This is a genomic window from Microbacterium sp., assembly GCF_031988965.1.
In the GTDB taxonomy this organism is placed as follows: domain Bacteria; phylum Actinomycetota; class Actinomycetes; order Actinomycetales; family Microbacteriaceae; genus Microbacterium.
Genome location: NZ_DALZXX010000011.1, coordinates 26,354 through 45,425 on the forward strand (window position 1 = coordinate 26,354; position 19,072 = coordinate 45,425).

General features: G+C 68.9%; 20 protein-coding genes, 1 tRNA gene and 1 pseudogene. 14 read left to right on the forward strand and 8 right to left on the reverse strand.

All coding sequences use genetic code 11. From position 1 onward, the window contains the following. Positions 1–426: pseudogene (locus RTM68_RS04815) on the reverse strand (class I SAM-dependent methyltransferase); the annotation flags it as partial. A 60-nt stretch (positions 427–486) separates the two neighbouring features. Here RTM68_RS04815 and RTM68_RS04820 point away from each other — a divergent pair. Next, entirely contained in the window at positions 487–1,236 is a 750-nt protein-coding gene (locus tag RTM68_RS04820) for a phosphoglyceromutase (protein WP_194763725.1), read from the forward strand. A 61-nt stretch (positions 1,237–1,297) separates the two neighbouring features. On the opposite strand, the gene phoU is transcribed toward RTM68_RS04820, so the two are convergent. Then, on the reverse strand, positions 1,298–1,996 hold the full coding sequence (gene phoU / locus RTM68_RS04825) for a phosphate signaling complex protein PhoU (protein WP_194763724.1): 699 nt from the start codon (positions 1,994–1,996) through the stop codon (positions 1,298–1,300). Between the two features lie 218 nt (positions 1,997–2,214). On the opposite strand from phoU, the gene RTM68_RS04830 reads away from it, so the two are divergent. Both RTM68_RS04830 and RTM68_RS04835 read left to right on the forward strand, forming a co-directional pair. Continuing rightward, entirely contained in the window at positions 2,215–3,432 is a 1,218-nt protein-coding gene (locus RTM68_RS04830; RefSeq protein WP_312168767.1) for an ATP-binding protein, read from the forward strand. After that, a complete protein-coding gene (locus RTM68_RS04835) occupies positions 3,429–4,112 on the forward strand; it encodes a response regulator transcription factor (protein WP_194763722.1) in 684 nt (227 codons plus the stop codon). The genes RTM68_RS04830 and RTM68_RS04835 overlap by 4 nt, the downstream gene beginning before the upstream one ends. Before the next feature lie 81 nt (positions 4,113–4,193). Here the strand turns inward: RTM68_RS04835 and RTM68_RS04840 are convergent, their stop codons facing one another. Then, entirely contained in the window at positions 4,194–4,739 is a 546-nt protein-coding gene (locus RTM68_RS04840) for a DNA modification methylase (RefSeq protein ID WP_312168769.1), read from the reverse strand. Positions 4,740–4,875: 136 nt separating this feature from the next. Here RTM68_RS04840 and RTM68_RS04845 point away from each other — a divergent pair, with 136 nt between their 5' ends. The 7 genes from RTM68_RS04845 (at position 4,876) to RTM68_RS04875 (ending at position 11,909) form a co-directional block, all read left to right on the forward strand. Beyond that, the gene (locus RTM68_RS04845) at positions 4,876–5,358 is read left to right on the forward strand and encodes a CarD family transcriptional regulator (protein WP_194763720.1); all 483 of its coding nucleotides are present in this window, start codon (positions 4,876–4,878) and stop codon (positions 5,356–5,358) included. A gap of 73 nt (positions 5,359–5,431) precedes the next feature. Further along, on the forward strand, positions 5,432–6,694 hold the full coding sequence (gene ispD / locus RTM68_RS04850; RefSeq protein WP_396654185.1) for a 2-C-methyl-D-erythritol 4-phosphate cytidylyltransferase: 1,263 nt from the start codon (positions 5,432–5,434) through the stop codon (positions 6,692–6,694). Then, positions 6,691–7,281, forward strand: a complete 591-nt coding sequence (locus tag RTM68_RS04855) for a short chain dehydrogenase (RefSeq protein WP_312168776.1) — start codon at positions 6,691–6,693, stop codon at positions 7,279–7,281. The genes ispD and RTM68_RS04855 overlap by 4 nt, the downstream gene beginning before the upstream one ends. A 149-nt stretch (positions 7,282–7,430) precedes the next feature. Beyond that, positions 7,431–8,807, forward strand: coding sequence for an NAD-dependent succinate-semialdehyde dehydrogenase (locus tag RTM68_RS04860; RefSeq protein ID WP_312168779.1), 1,377 nt, complete (start codon positions 7,431–7,433; stop codon positions 8,805–8,807). Positions 8,808–8,849: 42 nt separating this feature from the next. After that, the gene (cysS, locus tag RTM68_RS04865; RefSeq protein ID WP_312168781.1) at positions 8,850–10,259 is read left to right on the forward strand and encodes a cysteine--tRNA ligase; all 1,410 of its coding nucleotides are present in this window, start codon (positions 8,850–8,852) and stop codon (positions 10,257–10,259) included. Continuing rightward, positions 10,252–11,256 (forward strand): 23S rRNA (guanosine(2251)-2'-O)-methyltransferase RlmB, encoded by a 1,005-nt coding sequence (gene rlmB / locus RTM68_RS04870; protein ID WP_194763715.1) that lies wholly within the window; start codon positions 10,252–10,254, stop codon positions 11,254–11,256. Before cysS ends, rlmB begins: the two co-directional genes overlap by 8 nt. Positions 11,257–11,267: 11 nt before the next feature. Beyond that, positions 11,268–11,909 carry an NAD(P)H-binding protein gene (locus RTM68_RS04875; protein WP_312168783.1) on the forward strand — a complete coding sequence of 214 codons (642 nt, stop codon included), beginning with the start codon at positions 11,268–11,270 and terminating at the stop codon, positions 11,907–11,909. A gap of 119 nt (positions 11,910–12,028) precedes the next feature. Here the strand turns inward: RTM68_RS04875 and RTM68_RS04880 are convergent, their stop codons facing one another. Together RTM68_RS04880 and RTM68_RS04885 are read right to left on the reverse strand one after the other, a co-directional pair. Then, positions 12,029–13,333: a DUF4032 domain-containing protein gene (locus RTM68_RS04880; RefSeq protein WP_312168785.1), complete on the reverse strand. Its 1,305-nt coding sequence runs from the start codon at positions 13,331–13,333 to the stop codon at positions 12,029–12,031. A 79-nt stretch (positions 13,334–13,412) separates the two neighbouring features. Continuing rightward, positions 13,413–14,516, reverse strand: coding sequence for a sn-glycerol-3-phosphate ABC transporter ATP-binding protein UgpC (locus RTM68_RS04885; RefSeq protein WP_312168788.1), 1,104 nt, complete (start codon positions 14,514–14,516; stop codon positions 13,413–13,415). 284 nt (positions 14,517–14,800) lie between these two features. Between RTM68_RS04885 and RTM68_RS04890 the strand changes: the two genes are divergently transcribed. The 3 genes from RTM68_RS04890 to RTM68_RS04900 all read left to right on the forward strand — a co-directional run bounded on the left by RTM68_RS04890 (position 14,801) and on the right by RTM68_RS04900 (position 16,587). After that, on the forward strand, positions 14,801–15,751 hold the full coding sequence (locus tag RTM68_RS04890; protein WP_396654183.1) for a DsbA family protein: 951 nt from the start codon (positions 14,801–14,803) through the stop codon (positions 15,749–15,751). Between the two features lie 117 nt (positions 15,752–15,868). After that, positions 15,869–15,941, forward strand: a tRNA-Thr gene (locus tag RTM68_RS04895). 496 nt (positions 15,942–16,437) lie between these two features. Next, positions 16,438–16,587 carry a hypothetical protein gene (locus RTM68_RS04900; protein ID WP_312168792.1) on the forward strand — a complete coding sequence of 50 codons (150 nt, stop codon included), beginning with the start codon at positions 16,438–16,440 and terminating at the stop codon, positions 16,585–16,587. A gap of 15 nt (positions 16,588–16,602) precedes the next feature. Here RTM68_RS04900 and RTM68_RS04905 read toward each other — a convergent pair whose 3' ends face one another. Continuing rightward, entirely contained in the window at positions 16,603–16,944 is a 342-nt protein-coding gene (locus RTM68_RS04905; RefSeq protein ID WP_312168795.1) for a hypothetical protein, read from the reverse strand. A 135-nt stretch (positions 16,945–17,079) separates the two neighbouring features. Between RTM68_RS04905 and RTM68_RS04910 the strand changes: the two genes are divergently transcribed. Beyond that, positions 17,080–18,033 carry an aldo/keto reductase gene (locus RTM68_RS04910; protein ID WP_312168796.1) on the forward strand — a complete coding sequence of 318 codons (954 nt, stop codon included), beginning with the start codon at positions 17,080–17,082 and terminating at the stop codon, positions 18,031–18,033. Positions 18,034–18,060: 27 nt separating this feature from the next. Here RTM68_RS04910 and RTM68_RS04915 read toward each other — a convergent pair whose 3' ends face one another. Both RTM68_RS04915 and RTM68_RS04920 read right to left on the reverse strand, forming a co-directional pair. After that, complete coding sequence (locus RTM68_RS04915) at positions 18,061–18,756, reverse strand: response regulator transcription factor (RefSeq protein ID WP_312168799.1); 696 nt, start codon at positions 18,754–18,756, stop codon at positions 18,061–18,063. Beyond that, the coding region (locus tag RTM68_RS04920; protein ID WP_396654184.1) for a sensor histidine kinase at positions 18,753–19,072 on the reverse strand (320 nt) is incomplete at its 5' end. The genes RTM68_RS04915 and RTM68_RS04920, both read right to left, overlap by 4 nt.

A 19,072-nucleotide genomic window follows, 5' to 3' on the forward strand; every position in this document is an offset into this window, starting at 1 on the left:
CGTCGTGCGCCACGCTCCGGCGACGTCGGCCTCGTCGTACTGGCGCAGCACGTTCATGGCGCGGATGACCGAGGGGCGGCGGCCGTCGGCGAGCGGCACCTCGAAGCCGCCCCGTGCGAACGTGACGCGCAGGTCGGGGTCGAACGGGGTGAGTCCCGCACGCACCGCGAGCAGCTGCTCGTTCGCGGTGGCGACGCGCGCAGGGTCGATCTCGAGGCCCCGGACCTCGGCATCCCGTCGGACGCGCTGCAGCCGTGTCGCGAGCTCGAACGCCGTGACACCGCTCGCACCGTAGCCGAGGTCGATCACGAGCGGATCCGTCGCGCGCCGGAACGCGGGGCTGGCGGCTATCCACCGGTCGTTGCGGCGCAGGCGGTTCGTCCCGGTGGTGCCGCGGGTCGGCCGACCGAGAGGAGATGACGCCATGCGTCAATCCTCCCAGGGTGCGGGCGTGGACGCGTCGACCTGCGCCGATAAACTGGGCCCATGACTGCGAAGCGCACCCTGATCCTGCTCCGTCACGGCCGGAGCGAGTGGAACGAACTGAACCTCTTCACCGGCTGGGTGGACGTCCGCCTCAACGAGCAGGGCCGCACCGAGGCCCGTCGCGGCGGAGAACTGCTCGCCGAGGCCGGCATCCTGCCCGACGTCCTGCACACCTCGCTGCTGAGCCGCGCGATCCAGACCGCGAACATCGCGCTCGACGCCGCCGACCGTCTGTGGATCCCCGTGACCCGCTCGTGGCGTCTCAACGAGCGCCACTACGGCGCCCTGCAGGGCAAGGACAAGGCGCAGACGCTCGAGGAGTTCGGCCCCGAGCAGTTCCAGCTGTGGCGCCGGTCGTTCGACGTGCCGCCGCCCGTGCTCGACGACGACAGCGAGTTCAGCCAGGTGCACGACCCGCGCTACGCGGGCATCGACGGCGAGGTGCCGCGCACCGAGTCGCTCAAGCTCGTCATCGACCGACTGCTCCCGTACTGGGAGAGCGCGATCGTCCCGGATCTCGAGGCCGGCAAGACGGTTCTCGTCACGGCCCACGGCAACTCGCTGCGCGGACTCGTGAAGCACCTCGAGGGCATCAGCGACGAGGACATCGCCGAGCTGAACATCCCCACCGGCATCCCGCTCGTGTACGAGCTCGACGAGAACAACGTCCCCACGGGACCCGGTCGCTACCTCGACCCCGAGGCCGCCGCGGCCGGCGCGGCAGCGGTCGCCGCGCAGGGCAAGAAGTAACGACAGACACGAAGGGGCGGATGCTGACAGCATCCGCCCCTTCGTCGTACCGTGACGTGGGTCAGGCGTGGCCGAACTCGCGCTGCTGCTCGGCGGCCGACAGGAAGTCCTCTTCATCGACGTGCCAGTCGCCCGTGGCGAGGTAGACGACCTTCTTGGCGACGGCGACCGCATGGTCGGCGAAGCGCTCGTGGTAGCGGCTGGCGAGGGTGGCGTCGACCGTGGCGGTGGCCTCACCCTTCCAGTTGTCGCTGAGCACCTTCTCGAACACGCTCGCGTGCAGTTCGTCGATGTCGTCGTCGGTGTTGCGGATCGTGTCGGCGAGACGCAGGTCCTGCGTGCGGAGCAGCTCGCTGAGGGTGCGGGAGATCTCGACGTCCAGCTCGCCCATCTTGGTGAACGTGCCCTTGAGGCCCTTCGGGATGGCACGCTCGGGGAAGCGCAGGCGGGCCAGCTGGGCGATGTGCTCGGACATGTCTCCCATGCGCTCGAGCGACGCGCTCACGCGCAGTGCGAAGACGACGATGCGCAGATCGCGGGCGACCGGCTGCTGGCGGGCGAGGATCTCGATGGCCTGCTCATCGAGAGCGACCGCGAGCTCGTCGATCTTCGCGTCGTCGGCGATGACCTCTTCGGCGAGGGCGACGTCGCTCGTGGCGAACGCGCGGGTGGCCTTGTCGATCGAGACCGTGACGAGGTCTGCGATCTCGACGAGGCGCGACTGCAGGTCCTCGAGGGACTGGTGGAAGACTTCGCGCATGATGGGCGCAACCTTTCATTCGGGTCTCGGCTGTGTGTCAGCGCGAGACGGCTGGGGCGTCCGCGCGAGAGGAGGTCCGCGCTCCCGCACAGGCCCGAAGCGATTGTCTGCCCCGAAGGTTAACGAACGGTGCCCAGCACGTGAATAGTACTTCTCGCTCTGGTCTCGCGGCCGGTTAACGCGCCGATCGGCAGGTGAACGCACTCTACTCTGGAGACATGACCCTGCCGCAGACCGCGCTGCTCGCGCTGGCCGTCGGCCTCGTGATCGGTGTCGGACTCTCACTCCTTCTGGTGTGGGCGTACCGCGCGAGGGCCCGCATCGCCGACGAGACGTCACTCGTCGTTCCCGACGGCGTCACCGCCGTGCTGCGGAGCATGGACGACGCGGCATGCGTCGTGGACGCGTCGGGGCTCGTGCTGGCGGTCTCGAAGGCTGCGGCGCGGTTCGGCATCCGGGTCGGTGCCCCGCTCGAGAACCCGGAGCTTCGTCAGCTGCTGCGGAGCGTGCGCAGCGAGGGCGGCTCGCACACCGAGTCGATGCGCATCACCCGTGGCGGACTCAGCCTCGACCCCCGTCTGGTCTCGGCGCGCGCGAGCGCGATCAGCCCCCGAATGTCGCTGCTCATCATCCGAGACGTCACGGAGCAGGAGCGGCTCGATCAGATGCGCCGCGACTTCGTCGCGAACACCAGTCACGAGCTCAAGACACCGGTGGGCGCGGTCACGCTTCTCGCCGAAGCTATCGAGTCGGCAGCCGACGACCCGGCCCAGGTGCGGCACTTCGCGACGCGGATCTCGGCCGAGGCCACGCGGCTGGGGCAGCTCACCGGACGCATCATGAGCCTGTCGAGGCTGCAGGCCGACGACACCCTGACCGATGCGCGACACGTGTCGATCGACGAGGTGATCGCGTCATCGATCGAGGCCCACGTCGTGCAGGCGGACTCGGCGGGCGTGGAGCTCGCCCGAGGCGGCGACCGCGGCGTCTGGGTGCACGGTGACCCGCAGATCCTCATCGAGGCCTTCGGCAACCTCATCGCGAACGCGATCGTCTACTCTCCTCGAGGCTCCCGGGTCGGCGTCGGCGTGAAGGCCGACGCCGGTGTCGTCGAGGTCGCCGTGTCCGATCAGGGCATCGGCATCTCCGAGGGCGACCGTGAGCGGATCTTCGAACGGTTCTACCGCGCCGACGAGGCCCGTTCCCGGCGCACCGGTGGCACCGGGCTCGGCCTGTCGATCGTCAAGCATGCGACGCAGCGGCACGGCGGCGAGGTGACCCTGTGGTCGCGCCCGGGGCGTGGATCGACCTTCACCATCAGACTTCCCCGCATCGATGCTCCCGAGGGCATCGAGGACGACAAGAAGAGCAAGAAGAAGCGCGAGCGCAAGGCGGCGAAGGCCGCGGCTCGCGTCCGAAACGGAGAGAACGCATGACCCGCATCCTTCTCGTCGAAGACGAGCCCGACCTCGCCGACCCGCTGGCGTATCTGCTGCGCCGCGAAGGGTTCGAGGTCGAGATCGCCGAAGACGGTCCCGGCGCGCTGACGGCCTTCCGTGAGCGCGGTGCCGACATCGTGCTGCTCGACCTCATGCTGCCGGGAATGCCCGGCACCGAGGTCTGCCGGCAGATCCGCTCGACCTCGGCCGTGCCGATCATCATGCTCACGGCCAAGGACTCCGAGGTCGACATCGTCGTGGGTCTCGAGCTCGGCGCCGACGACTACATCACCAAGCCCTATTCGTCGCGGGAGCTGCTCGCCCGCATGCGCGCCGTGCTGCGCAGGGTGGTGCAGGCCGAGAGCGAGCTCGACGAGCGCGTGCTCGACGGCGGTCGGGTCTCGCTCGACATCGACCGGCACACGGTCTCGGTCGCGGGCCAGCAGATCAACATGCCGCTCAAGGAGTTCGAGCTGCTCGAGGTGCTCATGCGCAACTCGGGTCGGGTGCTCACCCGCGGTCAACTGATCGACCGGGTGTGGGGCAGCGACTACTTCGGAGACACCAAGACGCTCGACGTGCACATCAAGCGCATCCGTTCGCGCATCGAGGAGAACCCGGGCGAGCCGGTGATGCTGGTCACCGTGCGTGGCCTCGGCTATCGCTTCGAAGGCTGACGCGGCCCGCATTCCGACGGCGGACATGACAGAGGCCGGCACCCCGCGGGGTGCCGGCCTCTGTCGTTCAGTCTGTGGGTGTCACTCGGTCGGAGCCGGTGCCGCCGTGTCGGTGGGCACGGGCTCAGGCGTCGGCTCGGCGGTGGGCTTCGCCTTCTCCGTCGGGACGAGGTCCGCGTAGTAGGGGAGCGTGCCGTCGAGCACGGGCACATCGGCCTTGGTCCCTGCGCCGTCGCCCGACTGGAAGTGGATCTCGATCGTCGCACCCGGCATCGTGTCGAGGTCGTCGATGCGCAGCGGCTCTTCGTCGGCGGTGCCGAAGCTGATGGTCTTGCCCGCGGCGACCGGCACCTCGATCGGCTCGAGGCCTGCGACCGTGATGGTGAGGGTCGCCTTGTCGAGGGTCGGGTTCACGACCGCGCCGATGAAGTTGCCGACCGAGCCGTCTTCGTTGGCGACGATGAACGCGTTGCGCACGTCGAGCGGGCCGTCGGAGTCGGAGATGTTGACGCCGTCCGATGCCGAGTACTCGATCTTCGTCGACTGCGGCGAGATGAACGTGCAGCCGGTGGCGCCGAGAAGAACGAGGGCGCTGATGGCGGCAGATGCGACAAGGCGCGATTTCACTGGTCCTCCTGTGGTCCGGCGGGATGTCCGCCTCCCATTCTATGCGTATGCGGAGGGGCGCCTCGGGACGCAGGGGTGCAAACCTTAGCGCATGTTCGCTGTGGTATCCTTGAGGTTGCCGAAAGGACAATTTTTTATGCTTTTTGAGGTTGGCGAGACTGTCGTCTATCCGCACCATGGCGCTGCGACCATCATCGAGGTCAAGGAGCGCATCATCAAGGGTGAGGCGAAGAAATACCTGAAGCTCAACGTCACGCAGGGAGACCTCATCATCGAGGTTCCCGCGGAGAACGTCGATCTTGTCGGGGTCCGCGATGTGATCGGACGAGAGGGTCTCGACCACGTGTTCGAGGTTCTGCGCGCACCGTTCACCGAAGAGCCGACGAACTGGTCGCGCCGGTACAAGGCGAACCTCGAGAAGCTCGCCTCCGGCGATGTGATCAAGGTGAGCGAGGTCGTGCGCGACCTGTGGCGTCGTGATCAGGACCGCGGTCTGTCGGCGGGTGAGAAGCGGATGCTGGCCAAGGCGCGTCAGATCCTCATCTCCGAGCTGGCTCTCGCAGAGAAGACCGACGAGGACAAGGCGAGCGCCATGCTCGACGAGGTCCTCGCGTCCTGAGCGGATCGAGACGAGGCGGATGCTCCGGCATCCGCCTTTTTTCGTGCGCGCCGGTAACGTGAACGGGGTGAGCATGCTTCCCGTCCCGAACACCGCGATCATCGTCGTCGCCGCAGGATCCGGCACCCGACTGGATGCCGGGGCCCCGAAGGCGTTCGTCGGCATCGACACGCACTCGATCCTCCGGCACGCGCTCGACGGCGTCTTCGCCGCGGCGCCCGCCCAGGTCATCGTGGTCGCGCCGGAGGGCTTCGAAGGCGACGCCGAGGCCGAGCTGAGGGCGGCCGCGGGTGAACGCGCCGAACTCGGACGCGTGGTGACGGGCGGTGACACCCGGCAGAAGTCGGTCGCGGCAGGTCTCGACGCGCTGTGGGGGGACGTGCGTACCGTGCTCGTGCATGACGCCGCTCGCGCCCTGACGACTCCGGCGGCGATCGACGCCGTCGCGGCCGCCGTCGACGACGTCAGCGGGGTGATACCGACCCTCCCGGTGATCGACACTCTCAAGAAGGTCGACGGCGACGACATCGTCGGCCCGATCGATCGCTCCGAGCTGGCTGCGGCGATGACCCCGCAGGGTTTTCCGCGCGATCTCCTCGAGGAGGCCTACGCGGCCGCACTGGCATCGGGCATCGAGTACACCGACGACGCGGCGCTGTTCGCCGCGGCGGGGCATCCGGTGCGCAGGATCGACGGATCGCCGCGTGGATTCAAGATCACGACACCGGCGGATCTGGAGCGGGCTCGCCACCTGCTGACCACGGATTCCGGGGCATCGGCACATGCTGCGCACGCCGGGTCGGATCTCACCCCACAGATTCCCCCTGCACCGCTCCTGTCCCCGTCGATGCCGCGGGTGGGACTCGGAACCGACGTGCACGCGTTCGGCGGTGAGGGAAACCTCTGGCTCGCGGGTCTGGAGTGGCCGGGCGAGCAGCCGCTCTCGGGGCACTCCGACGGCGATGCGGTGGCCCATGCGATCGTCGACGCGCTGCTCGGGGCCGCAGGCCTGGGCGACATCGGCGAGCACTTCGGCACGGCGCATCCCGAATACGCCGGGGCCCACGCCGAGGTGTTCCTGGACCGCACGCGGGAGATCCTCGCCGAGGCCGGTTTCGCGATCGGCAACGTGTCGGTGCAGTTCCAGGGCAACCGGCCGCGGTTCAGCCCCCGTCGCGCCGAGGCGCAGCAGGTGCTGTCGGCGGCACTCGGAGGAGCACCGGTCTCGGTCACCGCGACCACGACCGACGGGCTCGGGTTCGCCGGGCGGGGAGAGGGCATCGCGGTCACCGCGGTCGCCCTGGTGGTGCAGACGAGTGTGGAGGAGTCATCATGAGGATTCTGATCATCGGTGCCGGTGGGCACGTCGGACGCACGGCGGTCGAGGCGCTGCAGGGCCATGAGATCATCGCCGCCTCGCGCAGCGGAGAACCCTCGGTCGACGTCGCGGATCCGGCGTCCGTCGAGCGGCTCTTCCAGGCTGTCGGCCCCGTCGACGCCGTGATCGTGGCGCTCGGCGGAGTGCCGTTCCGCCCGCTGTCCGACCTCGACCGGAGTGACTACGAGTCCGCGTTCCGGGGCAAGGTGCTCACCCAGGTCGACGTCGTGCGCCTCGGTACGCCGTTCGTCCGCGACGGCGGGTCCTTCACGCTGACCACGGGCATCCTGGCGAGAGAGGCGATCGCGACGGGCGCGGCGGCCTCGCTCGCGAACGGCGCGCTGGAGTCGTTCGTGCTCGCCGCGGCGACCGAGCTGCCGCGCGGCATCCGCATCAACGCCGTCAGCCCCTCGGTGCTCGAGGATGCTCCGTCGTATCACTCGTCGTTCCCGGGCTTCGTGCCGGTCTCCTCGCACCGGGTCGGGCAGGCGTACGCCAAGAGCGTCTTGGGAGTGCAGACCGGACAGGTCTTCGCGGTCGACTGATGCGGCCGTCCGGCCCGCTGGTCGTCCGATGCGGGGGGCGTCGGCTCAGGCCCCGCGGCGCGGTGACTTGCGCTCGACGGCGGGGCCGCGCGACGATCGAGGGAAGCGGCATCGACGGCGACCCGCGTGACGAGCGAACGAGGAATCAGATGAGCGGTTACCGAGTGCAGAACCCCGCCACGGGCGAGGTGCTGGAGTCCTTCGACACGGCGACGGACGCGCAGATCGAGACGGCTCTGGCCTCTGCGGATGCCGCTTATCGCGAGTGGCGCGATCGCAGCGTGCAGGAGCGCGCGGCTGTCGTGAAGCGCGTGGCCGAGCTCTTCGAGGAGCGCAAGGGCGAGCTGGCCGATCACATCGCGGTCGAGATGGGCAAGTCCCGTGCCGAGGCGATCGACGAGGTCGACTTCGCCGCCTCGATCATCGAGTACTACGCCGTGCACGGCCCCAGCCTGATCACCGACTACGAGATCCCGAGCACGGTTCCTGGTCGCGCGTACATCGAGCACCGCCCGATCGGCACTCTTCTCGGCGTCATGCCGTGGAACTTCCCGTACTACCAGGTGGCCCGTTTCGCGGCTCCCAACCTGCTGCTCGGCAACACGATCCTGCTCAAGCACGCCGAGATCTGCCCCCGCTCGTCGCTCGCCATCGAGGCCATCATGCGCGAGGCCGGGGTCCCCGAGGGCGGCTATCAGAACGTCTTCGCCTCGCACGACCAGATCGCCACGATGATCGCCGACCCCCGCGTGCAGGGCGTCTCGCTCACCGGCTCGGAGCGTGCAGGCGCCATCATCGGCGCCCAGGCGGGCAAGCACCTCAAGAAGTGCGTGCTCGAACTCGGCGGCATCGACCCGATGATCGTGCTGGATGCCGACGACGTCGCGGCAGTCGCCCGCCAGGCCTGGGACTTCCGCGTCTACAACGGTGGTCAGGTGTGCAACTCGAACAAGCGCCTGATCGTGATGGACGACATCCACGATGAGTTCGTGGCCGAGCTGACGCGGCTCGCCGAGGGACTCGTGCCCGGCGACCAGCTCGACCTGCACGACGGTCAGTTCGTGCCTCTGTCGACGCGCACCGCCGCAGAGACCGTGGACGCGCAGGTGCGTCGCGCCGTCGAGGCCGGTGCCACGCTCGAGGCCGGCGGTGTGCTGTCCGACGGCCCCGGCGCCCACTACTCGCCGGCCGTCCTCACGGGCGTGCCGCGCGACTCGGCGTCGTACCGGGAGGAGATTTTCGGGCCCGTCGCGACGGTCTATCGGGTCTCCAGTGACGAGGAGGCGCTCGAGCTCGCGAATGACTGCGACATGGGTCTGGGCGGATCGGTGTTCTCGACCGACGAGGCGAGGGCCGCTCGTGTCGCCTCGCGCCTCGAGGTCGGCATGACCCACGTCAACACCATCGCCGCAGAGGCCGCCGAGCTGCCGTTCGGCGGGGTGAAGCGCTCGGGCTTCGGACGCGAGATGGGACCGATCGGCATCGGGGAGTTCGCGAACCGTCGGCTCTCGTTCGTCGCCGACTGACGCACCCAGCCTTCGGAATCCGCCGCCCGGTAAGCTTGTGCGGTGACTCTCCGCCTCTACGACACCCGCGCACAGCAGCTGCGCGACTTCGTGCCTCTCGATCCCGAGAACATCACGATGTACGTGTGCGGACCCACGGTGCAGTCCGGTCCCCACATCGGGCACGTCCGTGCGGCGCTGAGCTTCGACCTCCTGCGTCGATGGCTGGTCCACCGCTACGGACGGGTCACGTTCGTGCGCAACGTCACCGACATCGACGACAAGGTGCTCGTGAACGCGACCGACGTCGAGCCGTGGTGGGCGCTGGCGTACCGGATGGAGCAGGAGTTCACGGCGGCGTATGCCGGAGTCGGCATCCTTCCGCCGACCTACGAACCCCGTGCGACCGCATCCGTTCCGCAGATGCAGGAGATCATCGCGACCCTCATCGAACGGGGCCACGCGTACCCGGCCCCCGACGGCTCGGGCGACGTCTACTTCGACGTGCGTTCCTGGCCGGAGTACGGGTCGCTCACGAACCAGTCGATCGACGCCATGGAGGCGGCGGAGGACGCGGACCCGCGCGGCAAGCGCAACCCGCAGGACTTCGCGCTCTGGAAGGGCGCGAAGCCCGACGAGCAGGCGGATGCCACGTGGCAGTCGCCCTGGGGCGCGGGGCGCCCCGGCTGGCACATCGAGTGCTCGGCGATGTCGAAGCGGTACCTCGGCGCCGAGTTCGACATCCACGGTGGCGGTCTCGACCTGCGTTTCCCGCACCACGAGAACGAGCTCGCCCAGTCGACCGCGGCCGGCGACGGCTTCGCGAGGTACTGGGTGCACAACGGGCTCGTGACCGTCGGCGGACAGAAGATGTCGAAGTCCCTCGGCAACTTCACCCTGGCCTCCGATGTGCTCGCCGAGCGTGACCCGATGGTGGTGCGCTACGCGCTCGCCGCGGCCCATTACCGCTCGAGTCTCGACCTCTCGGAGTCGTCGTGGACCGAGGCCGAGGCGGCGCTCGGACGCATCCGCACGTTCATGGGTCGGGTGATTCGGGCCGTCGACGGATCGCACGTCCGGTTCGTGTACAGCGACATGCCCTCGTCGTTCGCCTCCGCGATGGACGACGATCTCGGAGTGCCCCAGGCGCTCGCGGTGCTGCACGAGACGGTGCGCGACGGCAATGCCGCGCTCGACGCCGGAGACACGGATGCCGCTGTGATGGCGCTTCGCGCTGTCTCGGTCATGGCGATGGTGCTCGGCATCGACCCGCTGGCCGACACCGGAACCTCGGGAGGCGACGCCACGGCATCCGCTCTCGACACCCTCGTGCAGACGATGATCACTCAGCGCGCACAGGCGCGCGCCGACAAGGACTGGGCGGCGGCCGATCGCATCCGTGATGCGATCGCCGCCGCAGGAATCACGCTGGAGGACACTCCGGCCGGAACTCATTGGAGTATCGATGGCTAAGCAGGGCAACCCCTCCGCAGGCAAGGGCAAGAAGGGCCCCACCAAGGGCTCCGGCGGCAAGGGCCGAAGCTCGCTCGAAGGTCGTGGGCCCACCCCCAAGGCTGAAGACCGCGCCTGGCACCCCGCGGGCAAGCGCAAGGCCGCCGCAGAGCGGTATGCCGCAGCCGGCGGCCGGGGCAAGCCCGGGCAGCGTCAGTCGTCGGGCGGCAACCCGAACCGATCGGCGCGCGTGAAGGACAACACCACCGACACCGAGACGGTCACCGGCCGTAACTCGGTGCTCGAGGCGCTCCGCGCGAAGATCCCCGCCACGGCCTTCTACATCGCGCAGCGCGTCGAGATGGACGACCGCACGAAGGAGATGCTGTCGATCGCGACGAACCGCGGCATCCCGGTGCTCGAGGTCACGCGCCAGGAACTCGACCGCATGGCCGGCTTCGACGGCGTGCACCAGGGCGTCGCCATCAAGGTGCCGCCGTACGAGTACGCGCACCCGCAGGACCTTCTCGAGCAGGTCATCGACAAGGGCGAGGTGCCCCTCTTCGTGGCGCTCGACGGCATCACGGATCCCCGCAACCTGGGCGCGATCATCCGCTCGACCGCGGCGTTCGGCGGCCACGGCATCATCCTGCCGCAGCGTCGCTCCGCGGGCGTGAACTCCGCCGCGTGGAAGACGAGCGCGGGAGCGGCGGCCCGTGTGCCGGTCGCCCTGGCCACCAACCTCACGAGCCAGCTCAAGGAGTTCAAGAAGCAGGGCGTGTTCGTGCTCGGCCTCGATGGCGACGGAGACGTGCAGCTGCCCGAGCTGCAGCTGGCCGATCGCCCCGTCGTGATCGTCACCGGATCCGAGGGCAAGGGCCTCTCGCGTCTGGTGGCCGAGACCTGCGACCAGATCGTGTCGATCCCGATCTCGGCGTCGACCGAGTCCCTCAACGCCGGCATCGCGACCTCGGTCGCGCTCTACCAGGTGTCGACCGTCCGCAACGCGAAGAAGTAAGGGAAGCGCCCATGGCTCGCATCGTCGTTCTCGGAGGCACCGGCTACGCCGGCCGTCACATCGTCGCGGAGGCGGTGAGTCGCGGGCACGAGGTGATCGCGATCTCGCGCTCCACCCCGGCGGATGCCGTCGACGGTGCGACGTATGTGCAGGGCTCGGCGCTCGAGCCGTCGTCGCTCGCCAGCGCGTTCGACGGCGCGGATGCCGTGGTCTCGTCGCTGTCGCCGCGCGGCGACATGGCCGATCACGTGCTCGAGGCGCTGACGGGCGTGATCGGCGTGCTCGCGGGCACCAGCACGCGTCTCGGCGTCGTCGGGGGAGCGGGCGGCAGCCTGGTGGCTCCCGGCGGTCCGCGCCTGTTCGACCTGGACTTCCCCGAGGAGTACAAGCACGAGGCGCAGGTCGGCATCGACTCGCTCGCGCTGCTCGAGGGCACGGATGCCGGTCTCGACTGGTTCTTCGTGCATCCTGCCGAGGTCTTCGGCCCCTGGGCCGAGGGCGAGCGCACCGGGCACTACCGTGACGGCGGCGACGTGCTCGTGCGCGATGACGAGGGCAAGTCCTACATCTCGGGCGCCGACTTCGCGGTCGCCGTGGTCGACGAGATCGAGCAGGGCAACCACCACCGCGAGCGGTTCACCGTCGGCTACTGATCCTCGTACCCGCCGAGCACGGCGGGGGTGCTTCGATTCGTCTCGCTCGGCTTCGCCGTGCTCGCTCAACGACCGGGGGGCTGATCTTCCTGCCCGCCGAGCACCGGGGGAAGCCGGGCTCAGACGAGGTCGCGCCAGTCGACCTCGTCGTCGTCTTCGGAGACGGGATGCGCGCCGGTGATCACGGGCAGGCTCATCGTCTCGGTGGGCGGGCCCATGATGGTGGCCTCGTCGCGGCGGTGCCGCAGCACCTCGTTGATGTAGCTCGTGAGCACCTCGGCGAGGGGCACCGCGCGTCCCTGAGCCTGTGACAGGTACCAGCGGTGCTCGAGCACCTGGTGGAACACCTCCGCGGGCTCGAGTTTGGTGCGCAGCTCGTAGGGGATGGCCCGCACCACGGGCTCGAACACGCGGGTCAGCCACTCGTGCGCGTACATCTCCTCGTCGGCCCACTGCTTGGTCGACCGCACGCGGAACTCGTCGAGGTCGTTCAGCAGACGTCGTGCCTGGTTCTCCTCGACGTCGAGTCCGGTCAGGCGGATCAGACGACGCTGATGGTGCCCGGCATCCACGACCTTCGGCTGGATCTCGACGACCGTGCCGTCGGCGGTGGTCGACATCGACATCTCGTCGATGTCGAAGCCGAGGGCGTTCAGACGCTCGACCCGCTCGGTGATCCGCCAGGTCTCGGCGGACGCGAACGACTCCTGCGCCGTGAGCTCGGCCCACAGCGAGTGGTACGACGAGACGATGCCGTCGGCGATCGCGACGGCGTCGACGCCGTGCTCGAGTCGCCCGCCCGCGGCCAGGTCCATGACCTCGCCGGCGATGTTCGTGCGGGCGAGATCGAGGTCGTACGCGCGCTGGCCGTCGGTCAGGCCCTCTTCATGCAGCTCGCCGGTCTCGGCATCGACGAGGTACGCCGCGAACGCACCGGCGTCGCGGCGGAACAGCGTGTTCGAGAGCGAGACGTCGCCCCAGTAGAAGCCGACGTTGTGCAGTCGCACGAGCAGCACCGCGAGCGCATCGACCAGACGATTCGCGGTGTCAGGGCGCAGCACGCGGGTGAACAGCGCGCGATACGGCATCGAGAAGCGCAGGTGCGAGGTCACGAGGGCTGCGGGCAGCGCTTCGCCGCCGGCATCCGTCCGCCCTGCGATCACGGCGACGCGTGACACGCAGGGAACGTCGAGGCGCGCGAGGTTGCCGAGCATCTCGTACTCGCGGCGCGCCATCTCGTCGGTCGTCTCCTTGACGGCGACCACACGGCCGGAGAGGTCGGCGAAGCGCACCAGGTGGCGGGAGAGTCCCTTGGGCAGCGAGACGATCTGCTCGGACGGCCACGACCCCAGCGGGGTCGACCAGGGGAGGGCGAGCAGTCCGGGGTCGACCGTGCTCGCCGTGATGCGCAGCGCGTCCTGCATGAGGCTCCTCAGATGGTGGCGGGAAAGACGAAGCGGCGCGGGGGACCGAAGTCAGCCCGCGCCGCGTCTGTGGAGGTGATCAGGCCGAGACGACCGGCTTGTCGTTCAGGCGCTCGCCCGACTCGATGTCGAACGCGTGCACGTGGCCCGCGTTCGCAGCCAGCGTGACCGTCTCGCCCGCGTTGGGGTGGCTGCGGCCGTCGACACGTGCGACCAGGTCGGCGCGCTTGCCGTTGATCTCGGTGTGACCGTAGAGGTAACCGTCTGCACCGAGCTCCTCGACCAGGTCGACGACGACCGAGAGTCCCTTGCCGTCTGCCGGGCCGACCGTGATGTCCTCGGGGCGCACGCCCACGGTGACCTGCGAGCCGTTGGCGCGGCCCACGGTGTCGCGGTCGAGCGGGACGATCTCGGTGCCGAAGCGGATTCCGCCCTCGGCCAGGTCGGCCGAGAACAGGTTCATGGCCGGCGAGCCGATGAAGCCGGCGACGAACACGTTGTTCGGCTTCTCGTACAGGTCGCGAGGCGAGCCGACCTGCTGCAGGAGGCCGTCCTTGAGGACCGCGATGCGGTCACCCATGGTGAGGGCCTCGGTCTGGTCGTGCGTGACGTAGACGGTGGTGACACCGAGACGACGCTGCAGCGACGCGATCTGCGTACGGGTCTGCACGCGGAGCTTGGCGTCGAGGTTCGACAGCGGCTCGTCCATGAGGAAGACCTGGGGCTGACGCACGATCGCGCGACCCATCGCGACACGCTGACGCTGACCACCCGAGAGGGCCTTCGGCTTGCGGGTCAGGTACTCCTCGAGGTCGAGCAGCTTGGCGGCCTCGAGAACGCGCGATGCACGCTCTTCCTTGCCGACGCCGGCAATCTTGAGCGCGAAGCCCATGTTCTCGGCGACCGTCATGTGCGGGTACAGCGCGTAGTTCTGGAACACCATCGCGATGTCGCGGTCCTTCGGCGGCACGTCGGTGACGTCGCGGTCACCGATGAGGATGCGGCCGGCGTTGACCTCTTCGAGGCCTGCGAGCATACGCAGCGAGGTGGACTTACCGCAGCCGGAGGGGCCGACGAGGACGAGGAACTCGCCGTCAGCGACCTCGAGGTTGAGCTTGTCGACGGCCGGGCGGGTTCCGCCGGGGTAGAGGCGGGTGGCCTCGTCGAAAGTCACAGATGCCATTGTGTTTCTCCTTCACCGGCAGGTACGTGCCGGACGATCCGTAGTGATAGAGCGGCGGAGCGATCCGCCGTGACCCCTCATCGGGTCGGGATCAGTATGCCAGAAACCGGCGCATCTGGGTATTTCTCAGCCTGGCTGGTTAACATCGATCTCGGCCGCTTTCCAGCGGCGTCCGCCGTTCGATCGGCGGACGGGGCCACCCTGCCCCACCGAGACTCTCAAGAGGAACGATGTCGAGCGACGAGACGCCGAACGTCCCCACATCTCGCAATTCGCGTGAGGTCGTGCGGGAGAAGGCACAGAAGGTGCACGCGCAGCAGTCGAGGGCGCGCATCATGCGACGGATCATCCTCGGCGCGATCGCGATCGTCGCCGTCGGTGCGATCGGCACGGCGGTCACACTCGCCGTGTCCGCTCAGGTGTCGAAGCCGCAGCTCACCCCGACGGGCATGGCGGACGACGGCATCCTGGTCTCCGACATCAGCGCGTCGACCGTGTCGAGCGAGCCGGTCGAGGCGCCTGACCCCGAGACGACCGAGGCCGGCGGCGAGGCCGCACCGACTCCTGCTCCCACCAGCGCGAGCACCGTCGACATCCACATCTACGTCGACTACCTGTCGCCGGACGCCGGTGAGTTCGAGCGCGCCAACGCACGTCAGCTCGTCAACTGGATCGGTGAGGGCGCGGCGACCGTGACCTACCACCCGGTGGCTCTGCTCACCGCGAGCTCGAACGGCACGAAGTACTCCCTGCGCTCGGCGGCCGCCGCCGCCTGCGTGGCGACGCACTCGCCGGCCGAGTTCTACGCCTTCAACCACGATCTGCTCGACGATCAGCCCGAGATGAACACCGACGGCTTCACCGACTCCGAGCTCGCCGACATCGCCGGCGCAGTCGGATCCGACAACGTCAAGAGCGTGCGGTCCTGCATCGAGAAGCAGGACTACGTCACCTGGGCGAAGGATGCCACGTCGCGTGCGCTCGAGGGCCCCCTCGTCGGCTCGGACGACCTGGTGCTGACCTCGGCCCCCATGATCGTCGTGAACGGCGAGGCCTACGTCGGTGCACTCGACGACCCGAGCGAGTTCTCTCAGTTCGTGCTCACGGTCGCCAGCGACGCCTACTACGCGACCGCGACGCCGACCCCGGCCCCGTCGGAGACCCCGACCGAGGCGCCGGTCGAGGAGGCGCCCGGCGAGGAGACCCCGGCGCCGACCGAGGCCCCCGCGCAGTAAGCACGGGCCCGCCGCTCCTCGACCGGTCGACGTGAGCACAGTCGAGAACGCTCTAGACTCGTTGATGCACATTCGTGAGAGCGGACGTGCGGTATGTGCCGCGGGACACCGCGGTTCGCCGACTTGGCGCAATTGGTAGCGCACCGTACTTGTAATACGGGGGTTGCAGGTTCGAGTCCTGTAGTCGGCACAAGAAGACCTGATCGATGCAGAGAGAAACCGCCTCGGCTCCGTTCGGAGTCGGGGCGGTTCGCTGTCCACTCATGGTTCGCATGAACGCGCACTCGGCGATCCACAGCTCCGGACCGGGAGATCCCGCCGCGCCGATCAGTGAGGCAGCACTCATAGCGGAAAGCGGATACCCACTTCAACCCCCTGCAGGGGCGACGTGAGCATGTGGAACGCTGTACTCGACCAACCCCGATGCCGCGGATCCGTCGTGTATTCCCCAGATCACGTCGAGCGGCAGAGGCCCGGGAAGCCGATCCCCGTCGGCAGTCCGGTTCCCGAGATCCGGCCCCTCGTCCCCAGAACGAGGGGTCGGATCCATCTCGGCCCCCGGTCGACTCTCCCTGCACGATCGTTCGGGCCCGTGCACCGCGGTCACGCGTGGAGTTCTGCCGAACGCACGCACCGTCACCCGCGAACCTGTGCGGCCGTACATGTTCGGCGCGTACGGTCAGGGCATGACCAGGAAGCAGTCGTCCGACAAGGACGCAGACAGTCGACGCCCGCTCACGCGAAGCGATGCCCCCGAAGGCACGGCCCCGCGATCGCGGGCGCTGAAGCCGCTGCACATCTTCTCGCGCCGGCCCCGGCGTCAGCTCGAAGCCTGACGCCCCTCTGTCCGGCTACGGTCGGACGTCGAGGTCCAGATCGACGGCTGTGATGTTCCAGTCGTCGTCGCCCGGCTCGTCGTCGTGCGAACGCGGATACCGGTGGTGTGCGCGCAGCGCGGCGGCCTGCTCGGAGAAGTCCGGGTCGACATCTGCCGAGGCGCTGGGGCCGACGAGCAGATCGTTGCCGAGTCCGACGATGAGCTCGGCCGTCTCGACCTTCCCGTCCACGACGATCGGGATCTCGAGCGCCTCGGACTCGCCCTCGTTGGCGATCGCGGCGGCGAGAGTCACGAGAACCTCGGCGACATCATCGGTCGTCACGAGTTGCTGGGCTGCGTAGGAGACGAGTTTCATACGTCCAGCGTGGCATCCCTCTCGGATCCGCGCTGAGGGCTTGCGCCGTGCGGCGTCGGTGTGGCACTGACCGCGTGGGCTGACACGCGGCGTCATACGGGAAATACGACACCGCTCGCTCCGGTTGTCCCGAACATGACTCGTATCGGAAACAGTGACCTTGACGTGTTCCCCCTCTCGCTCGGTGGCAACGTGTTCGGCTGGACGGCCGACCGCGACGCATCGTTCGCCGTGCTCGACGCCTTCGTCGACGGGGGAGGCGACTTCATCGACACCGCCGACTCGTACAGCGCCTGGGTGCCCGGCAACTCGGGCGGCGAGAGCGAGACGATCATCGGTGAGTGGCTGGCATCGCGCAAGCCCGCGGGAGTGACCGTCGCGACCAAGGTGAGCCAGCACCCGGACTTCACAGGACTCGCGGCCTCGAACGTGCGCAGGGCCGCCGAAGCATCGCTCGGGCGCCTGGGTGTCGACACGATCGACCTCTACTACGCGCACTTCGACGACGAGACCGTGCCGCTCGAAGAGACGGTCGGCGCGTTCGGACAGCTCGTCGCCGACGGACTGGTGCGCAACATCGCGGTGTCGAACTACAGCGCCGACCGCATCCGCGAGTGGATCGAGATCTCCCGCCGCACCGGCGTCGCGCTGCCGGTCGCGGTGCAGCCGCACTACAACCTCGTGCACCGCAACGACGTCGAGGAGACGATCATCCCCGTCGCCGAGGAGTTCGGCCTCGGGCTCGTGCCGTACTACTCGCTCGCGAGCGGATTCCTGACCGGCAAGTACCGCACGACCGACCCCGAGGGCCAGTCCTCGCCGCGCGCCGGCGGCGCCGCGAAGTACGCCACCGAGGCGGGGCTGCGCATCATCGACGCCCTCGAGCAGATCGGCGATGCGCACGGCGCCTCGATCGCCGCGACCTCGCTCGCGTGGCTGCGCGCGCAGCCGACGGTGGTCGCACCGATCGCGAGCGCCCGCACCGTGGAGCAGGTTCCCGATCTCCTCGCCGGTGCACGCCTCGAACTGACGAGCGACGAGGTCGACGCGCTGAACAGCGTCTCGGAGTGGTCACCCGCGAAGGCCTGAGAGCACCCAGCGCCCTGTCCTACCGGCTCACGAGTCGGAGGGCAGGGCGCCGTCGTCGATGAGCCCGAGGCGGTGAGCGAGGATCACCAGATGGATGCGGTCGCGAGCACCGAGCTTCGCGAGCACGCGACCGACATGCGTCTTCACGGTCGACTCGCTGACGAAGAGCGCCTGGGCGATCTCGGCGTTGGTCAGGCCGCGTGCGATCTCGAGGAAGACGTCGCGCTCGCGGTCGGTCAGCTCGGTGGTGGGGTCGTCGACCACGAGCGCCGGTGCGTCGGGGGTCACGCCGCGCCCGGTCGTGACGTGCTCGAGCAGCATCCGCGTGACCCTCGGCGCGAGTGCCGCGTCGCCTCGGTGGATGGCGCGGATCGCGGAGATCATCTCGTGCCGCTGCGCATCCTTCAGGAGGAAGCCGCTGGCACCCGCGCGGATCGCGCCGAAGGCGTACTCGTCGAGATCGAACGTCGTGAGCACCAGCACGCGGGTCTCGGGATGCTCGCGCACGATCGCCTCGGTCGCCGCGATGCCGTCGAGCCCGGGCATCCGGATGTCCATGAGGACCACATCCGGTCGCAGCGCAGCGGACTGAGCGATCGCCGCGTGACCGTCGGCGGCCTCGCCGACGACGACCATGTCGGCCTCGGCTTCGAGCACCATGCGGAAGCCGAGCCGGATGAGCTGCTGGTCGTCGACGAGCAGGAGTGAGATCGTGTCGGTCATCGGCGGTCCTCCGGATCGGGAATGGTGAGGTCGGTCGGTGCGGGTGTCGCGGGGGATGCCGTCGGCAGTTCGGCGCGCAGCATCCATCGGCCACCGGAGAGCGGTTCCGAGACGACGCTCCCGCCCGCGTGTGCGGCACGCTCGGCGAGGCCGCGCAGGCCGAATCCCGATGTGCCGATCGGCCCGGTGGCACCGTCATTGACGACCTCGACCGTCACGGCATCGGCCGCATAGACGAGCCGCACGTCGATCGACGTCGCCCCGGGCGCATGCCGCATCGCGTTCGTGACGCCCTCCTGCACGATCCGGCCCACGG

Coding starts and splice junctions, on each gene's coding strand:
- RTM68_RS04820 (WP_194763725.1), top strand. CDS start 487: ATGACTGCGAAGCGCACCCTGATCCTGCTCCGTCACGGCCGGAGCGAG.
- phoU (WP_194763724.1), bottom strand. CDS start 1,996: ATGCGCGAAGTCTTCCACCAGTCCCTCGAGGACCTGCAGTCGCGCCTC.
- RTM68_RS04830 (WP_312168767.1), top strand. CDS start 2,215: ATGACCCTGCCGCAGACCGCGCTGCTCGCGCTGGCCGTCGGCCTCGTG.
- RTM68_RS04835 (WP_194763722.1), top strand. CDS start 3,429: ATGACCCGCATCCTTCTCGTCGAAGACGAGCCCGACCTCGCCGACCCG.
- RTM68_RS04845 (WP_194763720.1), top strand. CDS start 4,876: ATGCTTTTTGAGGTTGGCGAGACTGTCGTCTATCCGCACCATGGCGCT.
- ispD (WP_396654185.1), top strand. CDS start 5,432: ATGCTTCCCGTCCCGAACACCGCGATCATCGTCGTCGCCGCAGGATCC.
- RTM68_RS04855 (WP_312168776.1), top strand. CDS start 6,691: ATGAGGATTCTGATCATCGGTGCCGGTGGGCACGTCGGACGCACGGCG.
- RTM68_RS04860 (WP_312168779.1), top strand. CDS start 7,431: ATGAGCGGTTACCGAGTGCAGAACCCCGCCACGGGCGAGGTGCTGGAG.
- rlmB (WP_194763715.1), top strand. CDS start 10,252: ATGGCTAAGCAGGGCAACCCCTCCGCAGGCAAGGGCAAGAAGGGCCCC.
- RTM68_RS04875 (WP_312168783.1), top strand. CDS start 11,268: ATGGCTCGCATCGTCGTTCTCGGAGGCACCGGCTACGCCGGCCGTCAC.
- RTM68_RS04880 (WP_312168785.1), bottom strand. CDS start 13,333: ATGCAGGACGCGCTGCGCATCACGGCGAGCACGGTCGACCCCGGACTG.
- RTM68_RS04885 (WP_312168788.1), bottom strand. CDS start 14,516: ATGGCATCTGTGACTTTCGACGAGGCCACCCGCCTCTACCCCGGCGGA.
- RTM68_RS04900 (WP_312168792.1), top strand. CDS start 16,438: ATGACCAGGAAGCAGTCGTCCGACAAGGACGCAGACAGTCGACGCCCG.
- RTM68_RS04905 (WP_312168795.1), bottom strand. CDS start 16,944: ATGAAACTCGTCTCCTACGCAGCCCAGCAACTCGTGACGACCGATGAT.
- RTM68_RS04910 (WP_312168796.1), top strand. CDS start 17,080: ATGACTCGTATCGGAAACAGTGACCTTGACGTGTTCCCCCTCTCGCTC.
- RTM68_RS04915 (WP_312168799.1), bottom strand. CDS start 18,756: ATGACCGACACGATCTCACTCCTGCTCGTCGACGACCAGCAGCTCATC.